Origin of the sequence: Rathayibacter sp. AY1E8 (genome assembly GCF_002931415.1) — a bacterium.
GTDB lineage: Bacteria > Actinomycetota > Actinomycetes > Actinomycetales > Microbacteriaceae > Rathayibacter.
In genome coordinates this window covers 25,843-37,253 of record NZ_PSVI01000036.1, presented here as the reverse complement: position 1 = coordinate 37,253, position 11,411 = coordinate 25,843, and the positions used below count along the sequence as shown (strand labels likewise).

The window sequence follows — 11,411 nt, the reverse complement described above, 5'->3', positions numbered from 1 at the left end:
CGGCGGCAAGCGCGGCCTGTTCGTCGCGACCGTCGTCGAGGCGCTCGGCGCTCTCGACGAGACGCTCCTCGCCGAGGCGGCGGGCCGCTCGTTCACCACGAGGATCCGCTCCCGGGCCACGACCAGGCGGTCCGAGACGGGCTCGTCGTCCTGCAGCAGCTCGCGCAGGGCGACGGGGAGGTCGAGCTCGGCGACCGGCACCGGCGTCCGCACGCCCTCGAGCCCGAGCAGCTCCAGCGCGTGGTCGTTGGCGAGCACCAGCCGGCCGCGGTCGTCGACCAGCAGCAGCCCCTCCCGCACCGAGTGCAGGACGGACTCGTAGTAGGCGAAGACCTGGCTCATCTGCTCCGGGCCCCGCCCGCCCGTGACCCGCCGCAGGTAGCGGGCGAGGAGCCACGAGCCGAGCGCGCCGAGCGCGACCGCACCGAGCGCGCCCCACGCGACGACCTGCACGCGGGCGGCGAAGGAGGCGTCCACGGCCGAGAGCGTGACGCCCGCCGACACGAGCGCGACGACCGCGCCGTCGGCGTCCTCGATCGGCGCGACGGCGCGGACGGAGGGCCCGAGCGTGCCGGTGTACGTCTCGGTGAAGGTCCGCCCCTCCAGCGCGGGCTCGATCGTGCCCTGGAACGGCAGGCCGATCCGGTCGCGGTCGCGGTGGGTGTACCGGGTGCGGTCGGGGGCCATGATCGTGAGGAAGTCGACGCCGGTGTCCCGCATGACCTCCTCGGCGTACGGCTGCAGGCTCGCGGAGGGATCCGCGCCGGCCGTCGACTCGAGGACGAACGGATTGTCGGCCACCGTCCGCGCCACGACGAGGCTCCGCTGGGCGGCCTCGTCGCCCGCCCGGCTCCGCGCGTCGAGGGCCAGCACCGCGACGGCCGCCGCGGCGATCAGCAGGATGCTCAGCAGCTGCACGGCGAACAGGCGCGCGGCGATGCTGCCGCGCGGTCCGCGTGCGCTCTGCGTCCTGACCATGCCACTCCCTCGTGAGCGAGCGCTCGGGGCGCCCCGCCGTGAACAGTATGAACGCAACCGTGCCGGGCTCCGGAGGCGGGGCCACCATCGTCCTACCCCCTCACCTCGACGAAGAGAAGGACACCCCCATGGCGAAGACGCCTCAGACGCCGTCCGACCGGCTGATCCCCGCGGTCACCCCTCCGAAGACCCGGCGGCGCATCGACCGGAACCACTGGCTCTACATCGCCGTCATCATCGCCGTGGTCGCCGGCGTCGTGGTCGGACTCGTCGCTCCCGCCTTCGCGGCGACGCTCGAGCCCGTCGGCAAGGCCTTCGTCGGACTGATCAAGATGATGATCGCGCCGATCATCTTCTGCACCATCGTCATCGGCATCGGCTCCATCGCGAAGGCCGCCACGGTCGGCAAGGTCGGCGGACTCGCGCTGGGCTACTTCATCGTGATGTCGACCTTCGCCCTGGCGATCGGCCTCGTCGTCGGCAACATCCTGCACCCGGGCGAGGGCCTCGACATCTCGAGCGCCACCTACGACACCAGCGACCTCAAGGCCGAGAGCACCAGCGACTTCGTCCTCGGGATCATCCCCGTCTCGCTGTTCTCCTCGCTCGTGGACGGCAGCATCCTGCAGACCCTCTTCGTCGCGCTGCTCGTCGGCTTCGCGCTGCAGAAGATGGGCGCCAAGGGCCAGCCGATCCTCGGAGCGATCAAGCAGCTCCAGGTCCTGGTCTTCCGCATCCTCTCGATGGTGCTCTGGGTCGCCCCGATCGGCGCGTTCGGCGCCATCGCCGCGGTCGTCGGCAAGACCGGCTGGGGAGCGGTCGTCGCTCTCGCCACCCTGATGATCGGCTTCTACATCACCTGCGCGATCTTCGTGGTCGTCGTCCTCGGCCTGCTGCTGCGCCTGGTGACCGGCGTCAGCATCTTCTCGCTGATGAAGTACCTGGCCCGCGAGTACCTGCTCATCGTCGGCACCTCCTCCTCGGAGGCGGCGCTGCCCCGCCTGATCGCGAAGATGGAGCACCTCGGCGTCTCCAAGCCCGTCGTCGGCATCACCGTGCCCACCGGCTACTCCTTCAACCTCGACGGCACGGCGATCTACCTCACGATGGCGTCGCTGTTCATCGCCTCGGCCACCGGAGCGCCGATGTCGATCCCGGAGCAGATCGGCCTCCTCCTCTTCATGATGATCGCCTCGAAGGGCGCCGCGGGCGTCACCGGAGCGGGCCTGGCCACGCTGGCCGGCGGCCTCCAGTCCTTCCGCCCCGACCTGGTCAACGGCGTCGGCGTGATCGTCGGCATCGACCGCTTCATGTCCGAGGCCCGCGCGGTCACCAACTTCACCGGCAACGCGGTCGCCACCCTTCTCGTGGGCACCTGGACCAAGCAGATCGACATGGTGCAGGTCCGCGAGGTCCTCGGCGGGCGCTCGCCCTTCGACGAGACCACGCTCGGAGCGGACGAGCACGAGGCCCCCGCGTCGGGCACCTCGATCACCGAGGGGATCGCCTCGATCCAGGACTCCGACGAGGCGTCGCGGATGCGTGCGGAGATCGCGGCCAAGCGCTAGCCGATCCGATCGCGAAGGCCCCGCCTCCCGGAACCGGTCCGGGAGGCGGGGCCTCCGTCGTCCGCGGGTCAGTGCCTCCGCACCCCGAGCAGAGGCAGGGTCACCGAGCAGAGCGGCCCGATCAGCACCGCGAAGAGGAGGGTGCCGAGGCCGGCGTCGCCGCCGAGGGCCCAGCCGATGAGCAGCACCGTGAGCTCGACGCCCGAGCGCGCCACCCAGATCGGCAGGCCCGTGCGGGTGTGCAGGCCCAGCATCAGTCCGTCGCGGGGCCCCGGACCGAGGTGGGCGCCGATGTAGATCCCGCTCGCGACCGCCAGCAGAACGAGACCGCCTGCGAAGAGCAGGCCGCGGGCCCACCACTCCTCCGGCGTCGCCAGCACACGCAGTCCGACGTCGATCATCGTGCCGACCACGAGCACGTTCAGCACGGTGCCGAGACCGGGCCGCTGTCGGAGGGGGATCCACAGCAGCAGGACGAGCAGGCCGATCACGTTCGTGAGCAGTCCGATCCCGAGCCCGGTCTGGTGCGCGACCCCCTGGGCGAAGACGGTCCACGGGTCCACGCCGATCGCCGCGCGGATCATCATCGCGTCGGCGAATCCGTAGAGGATCAGGCCCACCAGCAGGCGCGGCACGGGTCGGAGGCGCCACTGGCCCGCTGGGGGAGCGGCGGCGGCAACGGGAGCGGTGAGGGTCATGGACTCATCACAGCGCGACATTGGCCTTCTTCGCGCGGTCCAATCCGGCTACCTTGGACGCATGGCTGATGTCCACTTCGGCGCGCGCGCCCTGCAGACCCTCCTCGGCGACTGGCGCGAGCAGCGCGGCACCCGGCCCGCCTACCTCGCGCTGGCCGATCGGATCCGCCTCCTCGGGATCGACGGCCGCATCCCCGCGGGCAGCCGCCTGCCCGCCGAGCGCGAGCTCTCGGCCCGCCTCGGCGTCAGCCGCACGACCGTGGCCGCCGCGTACCGCGAGCTGCGCGACAGCGGCTACCTCGTCAGCGTGCGCGGCTCCGGCAGCGTCACCCGCCTGCCGGGAGCGGCCGTGCACGCGGTGCCCTCGCTCGCGCCGGACTTCCTCGACTTCACGAAGGCGGCCCTGCCCGCCGTTCCCGAGCTGGCCGAGGCGTACACCCGCGCGGCGCAGGCGGCCCCCGAGCACTTCGACTCCGGCTCCTACGACACCGTCGGCCTGCCGGTGCTGCGCCGCGCGATCGCCGAGCGCTACACCGCGCGGGGTCTGCGCACCGAGCCCGGCCAGATCATGGTGACCATCGGCGCGCAGCACGCGATCGCGCTCGTCGCCCGCACCCTGCTCGCGCGGGGTGACCGGGCGCTGATCGAGGCCCCGACCTACCCGCACGCCTACGAGGCCCTCCGGCTGGCCGGCGCGCGGCTCGTGCCGGTGAACGTCGACGGGGCGGACGGCTGGGACGGAGAGGGCCTGATCGCCGCGCTGCGCGGCACGAGCCCGAGCCTGGCCTACCTGATGCCCGACTTCCACAACCCGACCGGCCGCTCCATGGCCCCCGAGCTGCGGGAGCGGGCGATCGCCGCCGCGGCCCGGCAGGGGACCCTGATCATCGCCGACGAGACGACGGCCGAGCTCGACATCGACCGGCGGATGACGCCGCTGCCGTTCGCCGCCTACGGGCCCGAGGGGACGGTGCTCTCGATCGGCTCCGTCGGCAAGACGCTGTGGGGCGGCATCCGGATCGGCTGGATCCGCGCCGAGCGAGCGGTGATCCGCAAGCTGGCGCTGGCGCGCTCGGCGAGCGACCTCGGCACGCCGATCCTGGAGCAGCTCCTGGTCGCGGACATGCTCGGCCGGATGGACGGCGTGCTGGAGCTGCGGCGCTCGCAGCTGCGCGCGGGCCGCGACCACCTCGAGGCGGCCCTGGCGCGCGCGATCCCGGAGTGGAGCGTGCCGCGGGTCTCGGGCGGTCTCTCCACCTGGGTGGGCCTGGGCCGGCCGGCGAGCTCGCAGCTGGCGCTCGCCGCCCGGACGGCGGGCCTGCTGATCACCGCGGGCCCGCGCTTCGGGATCGACGGCGCCTTCGAGCGGTTCCTCCGCATCCCGATCGGCTACTCGCCCGAGGCGACCGACCGGGCCGTGGAGGCGCTCGCGACGGCGTGGGCGCAGGTCGCCCGGCACCCGGCGGCCGACCCGGGGTACCTCGCCGACGTGGTCTGAGGTGGAGTGCCCGCCGGGCGCGTGAGATCGTTCTCTCATGAGCGACGGGTACGGCTACCTGCTGGTCCACTTCGTGGAGGACCGGACCGGCCACAGCGAGAAGATCTTCCTCTCGCTCAGCCGGGGCGACGATCCGCTGCGCTGGCGCGCGCTCGGGCCGGTGCTGGAGTGGACCGGCGGCACGGGCGGCGTCCGCGACCCCCACATCGTCCGCGGGCCGCGGAGCTTCCACCTCGTCGCCACCGACCTCCGCGTCTGGCGGCCCGAGGGCCCGGACTGGGACCTCTACCGGCACCGGGGGAGCCGCGACCTCGTGGTCTGGGACTCCACGGACCTCCTCGGGTGGTCCGAGCCGCGCGCGGTCGCCGTCGCTCCCGAGGGCGCGGGCATGGCCTGGGCGCCGGAGTCGGTCTACGACCCGGTCTCGGGCGACTTCCTCGTGCACTGGTCCTCCGGGCTGGCCGAGGACGGCGACCCCGCCTCCGGCGAGACGGGCGACAGCCGCATCCTGCTCTCCCGCACGCGCGACTTCCGCACGTTCACCGAGCCCGAGACCTACCTGCGGCTGCCCGGCGGAGTGATCGACATGACGCTGCTGATCGAGGGCACGGCCGTCCACCGTTTCGCCAAGCAGCACGACGAGGCCCCCGACACGATGCAGGTGTTCCAGCAGGTCGGCTCCTCCCTCCTCGCGGACGACTTCACCACCGTCGCCCGGGGGATCGGGCAGGAGCTCGGCCCGAGCATCGAGGGGCCGCTGGTCTTCCGGCACCACCGCGAGGAGCGCTGGTCGCTCTGGGTCGACCAGTACGCCCTCCGCCCCTACGGCTACCGCGCCTACACGAGCACCGACCCGGCCTCGGGCCGCTGGGAGCTCGCGGAGGAGTTCGACCTGCCCGAGGACACCAAGCACGGAGCGGTCCTCCCGCTCACCCGATCCGAGTACACGGCGCTCGACGAGCGCCACCCCGCCTGAGAGGCCCCGCATGACCGACTTCAGCCCCCGTCTCGCCGACGCCCTCGTCACCGTCCTCGGTGCCGACGGCGCTCCGCTCGCCCACGCCGACGTGACGGTCGAGCAGCGCCGCCACGCCTTCGCCTTCGGCTGCACTCCGCCGAGCACCGACCCCGCGCGCGCCGAGGAGCGCCGGCTCTGGCTCGACCTGTTCGACACGGCGACGCTCCCCGTCTACTGGGGCCGCTTCGAGCCGGAGCGCGGCCGCACCGCGACGGAGGAGGTGCTCGCCGAGGCGCGCGCGCTCGCCGCGGACGGCGTCCGGCTGAAGGGGCACCCGCTGGTCTGGCACTACGTGAAGCCGGAGTGGCTCGACGCGCTGCCGCTGGACGAGGCCGAGCAGCTCCTCCGCGCGCGCATCCGCCGGGAGGTGGGCGCCTTCGCCGAGCTGATCGACACCTGGGACGCGATCAACGAGGTCGTCATCATGCCGCGCTTCGCGAACGAGCCGGACGGCGTGACGAACGCCGTCACCCGCCTCGCCCGCGAGAAGGGACGCGTCGGCATGGTCGAGCTGGCCTTCTCGGAGGCGCGCAGCGTCGGCACCGGACCGGTGCTCGTGCTGAACGACTTCGACCTCGGGCCCGAGTACGAGCGGCTGATCGAGGACGTGCTCGAGGCCGGGATCCGGCCCGATGCGATCGGCCTGCAGTCGCACATGCACCAGGGGTTCCGTGGGGAGGAGCAGATCACGGCGATCTGCGACAGGTTCGCGCGCTTCGGTCTGCCGCTGCACTGGACCGAGACCACCCTCGTCTCGGGCGAGCTGATGCCCGCCGAGATCGAGGACCTCAACGACCACGTGGTCGAGGACTGGCCGACCACTCCGGAGGGGGAGGCACGGCAGGCGGACGAGATGGTGCGGCACTACGAGACGTTGGTCGCGCATCCGGCGGTCGAGGCGATCACCTACTGGGGCTTCGACGACGCCGGAGCCTGGCTCGGAGCGCCGGGCGGGTTCCTCCGCCGCGACGGGAGCCCGAAGCCGGCCTTTGAGGCGCTGCGCTCGCGGATCCGCGGGGACTGGTGGCTCGAGCCGACGGTGCTCCGGACGGACGCCGAGGGGCGCGTCGGAGTCCGGGCCTTCGCCGGGGACTTCGCGCTCTCGAGCGCGGGGGCGGGCGCTGCAGTGAGCCTCACTGTCGGGTCGTCGACGGCGGAGGTCCGCCTGGGCTGAGGGCGTCCGGGCCGGCCGGTGGCGCGGGTCGCCCCGTCGCGCGCCCCGGAACGCCGCGTCCCTCCCAACACTCAGTCGGCTGATGGAAGACTCGGAGGGTGCATCTCCTCGCGGTCCTCAGCATGAAGAACCGGGCGCTCATCGCGCTCGTCACCGTCGTCATCGCCGTCTTCGGCGGAGTCGCCCTGACCGGGCTCAAGCAGGAGCTCGCGCCGTCGATCTCCTTCCCGCAGCTCGCCGTCGTCACGTCCTACCCGGGCGCCGCTCCGGAGGTGGTCAACGACGACGTCTCGACGCCGATCGAGACCGCCATCCAGGGGGTGCCGGGGCTCGAGACGACCAGCGCGACGTCCTCCACGGACTCCTCCCTCATCTCGGCGTCCTTCACCTACGGCACCGATCTCGCCACCGCCGAGCAGAAGATCCTGCAGGCGATCAACCGGATCAAGAGCACGCTCCCGGACGGCGTCGACCCGCAGGTGGTCACCGGCTCCCTCGACGACCTGCCGGTGCTGCAGCTCGCCGTGTCGAGCGACGGCGACGCGGACGCGCTGGCCGAGCGCCTGCGCACCACGGTCATCCCGGACCTGGAGAAGGTCGAGGGCGTGCGCGAGGCGGCGCTCGTCGGCGAGACCGCCCAGCGCGTCACGATCACTCCCGACGACGCGGCGCTCGCCGCGGCCGGCCTCTCGACCGGCGACATCCGCTCGGCCCTGCAGCAGAACGGCGTGCTCGTCGCGGGCGGACAGATCACCCAGGACGGGTCGACCTTCTCGGTGCAGTCGGGCGTCAAGCTCGACTCGACCGACGCGATCGCGGCGCTGCCCCTGCTGCCGTCCGCAGGTGCCTCCGCGGGTGCGGGCGGCGCCGGTGCGTCAGCGGGCGCGGGTGCCTCCGCGGGTGCCGGGGCTTCCGCCGGCGGCTCCGACGCCGGAGCGGCGGCGGGAGGCGCGGCCGTGACCGCGGAGCCGACGGTCACCACCCTCGGCTCCGTCGCGACCGTCGCCGTCACCGACGCCCCCGTCACCTCGATCTCGCGCGTCAACGGCCAGCCCGCCCTGACCCTCTCGATCACGAAGCTCCCGGCCGCGAACACCGTCGATGTGTCGACCGGCGTGGCCGCGCTGCTCCCGGACCTCGAGGAGTCGATCGGCGACAACGCCGCCTTCACCCCGGTCTTCGACCAGGCGCCCTACATCCAGGAGTCGATCGCGTCGCTCGCGCAGGAGGGGGCGCTCGGCCTCGTCTTCGCCGTGCTGGTGATCCTGCTGTTCCTGCTGTCGGTGCGCTCGACCCTGGTCACGGCCATCTCGATCCCGACCTCGGTGCTGATCACCTTCATCGGCCTGCAGACGGCCGGCTACACCCTCAACATCCTGACCCTCGGCGCGCTCACCATCGCGATCGGCCGTGTGGTCGACGACTCCATCGTCGTGATCGAGAACATCAAGCGGCACCTCGACGCGGGTGAGGACCGGGCCCGGACCATCGCGGTCGCCGTCCGCGAGGTCGCCGGCGCGATCACCGCCTCCACGATCACCACGGTCGCGGTGTTCCTGCCGATCTCGTTCGTCGGCGGCACCACGGGCGAGCTGTTCCGGCCCTTCGCGCTGACCGTGTCGATCGCCCTGCTCGCCTCCCTCGTGGTGGCGCTGACGATCGTGCCGGTGCTCGCCTACTGGTTCCTCCGCCCCTCGAAGCGGCCGGCGGTGCGCCAGGCCGCGCAGGCGGCGCTCGCGGAGGAGCGCGCGGCGGCCGGAGGGGCACCCGCCTCGGGGGTCCCGGCCGACACCGCCGCGCCGGTCGAGGAGGCCCCGCACCACGGCGCCCACGCCGCTCCCCGGCGGGCGCGCGGGCTGCAGTCGGTGTACGGCCCGATCATCCACTGGACGCTGAAGCACTCGGTCGTCACCGTCCTCCTCGCGCTGCTCGTGCTCGTCGGGACCGGTGCGCTGTACCCGCTGATGAAGACGAACTTCCTCGGCTCCAGCGGGCAGGACACCTTCACCGTCACACAGACGGTCCCCGTCGGCCAGAGCCTCGACGCGCAGGACGCGACGGCGCAGCAGGCGAGCACGGCGATCCTCGGCGTCGGCGGCGTCGAGACCGTCCAGCTCACCGTCGGCTCCTCCGGCGGTCTGCAGAGCGCGTTCGGCGGGGGAGGAGGCGGCGGCACCTCGATCCGCTACTCCGTCACCACCGATGAGTCGGCCGACCAGGAGGCCGTGCAGGCGGACGTCCGCGACGCGCTGTCGGGCGTCGCCTCGGCCGAGGACATCAGCGTCGCCGCCTCCTCCGGCTTCGGCGCCTCCTCGGACATCGAGGTCGACCTCTCGACCGCCTCGCAGAGCGACCTCCAGAGCGCGAGCGACCAGCTCCTCGAGGCCCTGCGCGGGACCGACGGGATCAGCCAGGCCGAGAGCAACCTCTCCTCCTCGCTGCCCTACATCGCGGTGCGGGTCGACCGCGACGCCGCGGCCCGGGCGGGTCTCAGCGAGGTCGCCGTGGGCACGATCGTCAGCCAGGCGCTCCAGCCCAGCCAGGTCGGCAGCGTCGTGATCGACGACCGCACCCTCTCGATCTACCTGGCCGACGGGCAGCCGCCGGCCACCGTGGACGAGCTGCGGAACCTCGAGGTGCCGACCCTCACCGGCACCGTCGCGCTCTCCACCCTCGCGGCGGTCGAGCAGACGGACGGTCCGGCGAGCATCACCACCGAGCGCGGGCAGCGCACCGCGACCATCACCGTCACCCCGGAGGGCGACGACCTCGCCTCGGCCAACGTCGCCGTGCAGAACGCGATCGACGCGACGGCGCTTCCGGCCGGTGTCGACGCCTCCCTCGGCGGAGTGACCGCCGACCAGGCCGACGCGTTCTCGCAGCTGGGCATCGCGCTGCTGGTCGCGATCCTGATCGTCTACGTCGTGATGGTGGCGACGTTCCGCTCGCTCCTGCAGCCGCTGCTCCTGCTCGTGTCGGTGCCGTTCGCGGCGACCGGCGCGATCCTCCTGCAGGTGATCACCGGCGTGCCGCTGGGCGTGCCGTCCCTGATCGGCGTGCTGATGCTGATCGGCATCGTCGTCACGAACGCGATCGTGCTCGTGGACCTGGTGAACCAGTACCGCGACCGCGGGATGCCGGTGCGGGAGGCGCTGCTGCACGGCACCGAGCGGCGGCTCCGGCCCATCCTGATGACCGCCCTCGCGACGATCTTCGCCCTGCTGCCGATGGCGCTGGGGATCACGGGCCACGGCGGCTTCATCTCGCAGCCGCTGGCGATCGTCGTGATCGGCGGCCTGGTGTCCTCGACGGTGCTGACCCTCGTGGTCCTGCCCGTCGTCTACAACCTGGTCGAGGGGTATCGTGAGCGGCGGCGTGCCGCCCGCGCCGGGAAGGCGTCGGCATGACGGACATCAGGGATGCGGCCGAGACGGTCGGCTCGCGCTGGCGCAGCGGCCCGGAGCGCGCCACCGCGGTCCTCGACGAGATCGGTCCGGAGCGCTTCGTCGCCCGCGACTTCCGCCCGGGCACGCTCCGGCACCTCGTCCTGATCCGCTTCCGCCCGACGGCGCTGGTCGCCGAGGCGGACGAGGTCACCCGCCGCTTCCTCGCCCTGGCCGACGAGTGCGTCCGCGACGGACGGCCCTACATCGAGTCCATCGAGACCGGGCCGCAGCTGAGCATCGAGGGCGCGGGCGAGGGCTTCGACCGCGCGTTCCTGCTGACCTTCTCGTCCGAGGGCGACCTGCACTACTACCTGGGCCGGCCGGCCGTCGAGGACCCCGCGCACTGGGATCCGGCGCACGACGCGTTCAAGGAGTTCGTCGGGCCGTTCGTCGACACGGCCGGCATCGTCGCGTTCGACTTCCGACCCGAAGAGCACTGATGGCGACTCCCGACTTCGTGCTGCGACTGCGCGAGCGGATCGGGACCGAGCTGCTCTGGCTCACCGGCGTGACCGCGGTGATCCTCCGCGAGGAGCCGGCGCTCGAGGTCCTGCTCGTCCGGCGCGCCGACACCGGCGCCTGGACGGCCGTCACCGGGATCATCGACCCGGGCGAGACCGTCGCCGGGACCGCCCGCCGCGAGGCGCAGGAGGAGGCGGGTGTCGAGATCGAGGTCGAGCGCCTCGTGCAGGTGCACACCCTCCCGCCGATGCAGTACCCCAACGGGGACCGCTCGCAGTACCTCGACCACGTGGTGCGCTGCCGCTGGATCTCGGGGGAGGCCCACGTCGCGGACGACGAGTCGACCGAGGTCGGCTGGTTCGCGCCCGACGCGCTGCCGCCGATGTCGGACGAGCACCGCGCCCGGATCCAGCGGGCGCTGTCGGACGAGCCGGGCTGCTCGATCGACTGACGGCGGGGGTGCGCGCCGGACGAGGGCGGGGCCGCCTCCCGGGAGCGGCACTCGGATCGGAGCGGGCGTCCTGCCGTGTCGGCCTCCGACCGGACGGGCCCTCGGGCCGGGCTCCTCG

At 72.9% G+C, this 11,411-nt stretch carries 9 protein-coding genes; 7 read left to right on the top strand and 2 right to left on the bottom strand.

Annotation, left to right across the window (positions count from 1 at the left end; all coding sequences use genetic code 11):
- Window positions 1-978, bottom strand: a 978-nt coding sequence (locus tag C5C74_RS11640; RefSeq protein ID WP_146083065.1) for a PAS domain-containing protein, incomplete at its 3' end; no start/stop codon positions are given.
- Window positions 979-1,106: 128 nt separating this feature from the next.
- Here C5C74_RS11640 and C5C74_RS11635 point away from each other — a divergent pair.
- Window positions 1,107-2,546 carry a cation:dicarboxylate symporter family transporter gene (locus tag C5C74_RS11635; RefSeq protein ID WP_104223811.1) on the top strand — a complete coding sequence of 480 codons (1,440 nt, stop codon included), beginning with the start codon at window positions 1,107-1,109 and terminating at the stop codon, window positions 2,544-2,546.
- 68 nt (window positions 2,547-2,614) lie between these two features.
- Here C5C74_RS11635 and C5C74_RS11630 read toward each other — a convergent pair whose 3' ends face one another.
- Entirely contained in the window at window positions 2,615-3,244 is a 630-nt protein-coding gene (locus tag C5C74_RS11630; RefSeq protein ID WP_374953113.1) for a YitT family protein, read from the bottom strand.
- 61 nt (window positions 3,245-3,305) lie between these two features.
- On the opposite strand from C5C74_RS11630, the gene C5C74_RS11625 reads away from it, so the two are divergent.
- The 6 genes from C5C74_RS11625 to C5C74_RS11600 all read left to right on the top strand — a co-directional run bounded on the left by C5C74_RS11625 (window position 3,306) and on the right by C5C74_RS11600 (window position 11,293).
- The gene (locus tag C5C74_RS11625) at window positions 3,306-4,742 is read left to right on the top strand and encodes a PLP-dependent aminotransferase family protein (protein WP_104257666.1); all 1,437 of its coding nucleotides are present in this window, start codon (window positions 3,306-3,308) and stop codon (window positions 4,740-4,742) included.
- Window positions 4,743-4,779: 37 nt separating this feature from the next.
- On the top strand, window positions 4,780-5,718 hold the full coding sequence (locus C5C74_RS11620) for a glycoside hydrolase family 43 protein (RefSeq protein ID WP_104351580.1): 939 nt from the start codon (window positions 4,780-4,782) through the stop codon (window positions 5,716-5,718).
- A 10-nt stretch (window positions 5,719-5,728) separates the two neighbouring features.
- Window positions 5,729-6,934 carry an endo-1,4-beta-xylanase gene (locus tag C5C74_RS11615; protein WP_104351579.1) on the top strand — a complete coding sequence of 402 codons (1,206 nt, stop codon included), beginning with the start codon at window positions 5,729-5,731 and terminating at the stop codon, window positions 6,932-6,934.
- Between the two features lie 98 nt (window positions 6,935-7,032).
- Complete coding sequence (locus C5C74_RS11610) at window positions 7,033-10,341, top strand: efflux RND transporter permease subunit (RefSeq protein WP_104351578.1); 3,309 nt, start codon at window positions 7,033-7,035, stop codon at window positions 10,339-10,341.
- Window positions 10,338-10,820 (top strand): Dabb family protein, encoded by a 483-nt coding sequence (locus C5C74_RS11605; RefSeq protein WP_104249875.1) that lies wholly within the window; start codon window positions 10,338-10,340, stop codon window positions 10,818-10,820. Before C5C74_RS11610 ends, C5C74_RS11605 begins: the two co-directional genes overlap by 4 nt.
- A complete protein-coding gene (locus C5C74_RS11600; RefSeq protein ID WP_104246894.1) occupies window positions 10,820-11,293 on the top strand; it encodes an NUDIX domain-containing protein in 474 nt (157 codons plus the stop codon). Before C5C74_RS11605 ends, C5C74_RS11600 begins: the two co-directional genes overlap by 1 nt.
- Window positions 11,294-11,411: the final 118 nt, after the last annotated feature.

Excerpts from the sequence above, each read along its gene's own strand:
- C5C74_RS11630 (WP_374953113.1), bottom strand. The coding sequence starts at position 3,244 with ATGACCCTCACCGCTCCCGTTGCCGCCGCCGCTCCCCCAGCGGGCCAG.
- C5C74_RS11625 (WP_104257666.1), top strand. The coding sequence starts at position 3,306 with ATGGCTGATGTCCACTTCGGCGCGCGCGCCCTGCAGACCCTCCTCGGC.
- C5C74_RS11615 (WP_104351579.1), top strand. The coding sequence starts at position 5,729 with ATGACCGACTTCAGCCCCCGTCTCGCCGACGCCCTCGTCACCGTCCTC.
- C5C74_RS11600 (WP_104246894.1), top strand. The coding sequence starts at position 10,820 with ATGGCGACTCCCGACTTCGTGCTGCGACTGCGCGAGCGGATCGGGACC.
- C5C74_RS11605 (WP_104249875.1), top strand. The coding sequence starts at position 10,338 with ATGACGGACATCAGGGATGCGGCCGAGACGGTCGGCTCGCGCTGGCGC.
- C5C74_RS11620 (WP_104351580.1), top strand. The coding sequence starts at position 4,780 with ATGAGCGACGGGTACGGCTACCTGCTGGTCCACTTCGTGGAGGACCGG.
- C5C74_RS11635 (WP_104223811.1), top strand. The coding sequence starts at position 1,107 with ATGGCGAAGACGCCTCAGACGCCGTCCGACCGGCTGATCCCCGCGGTC.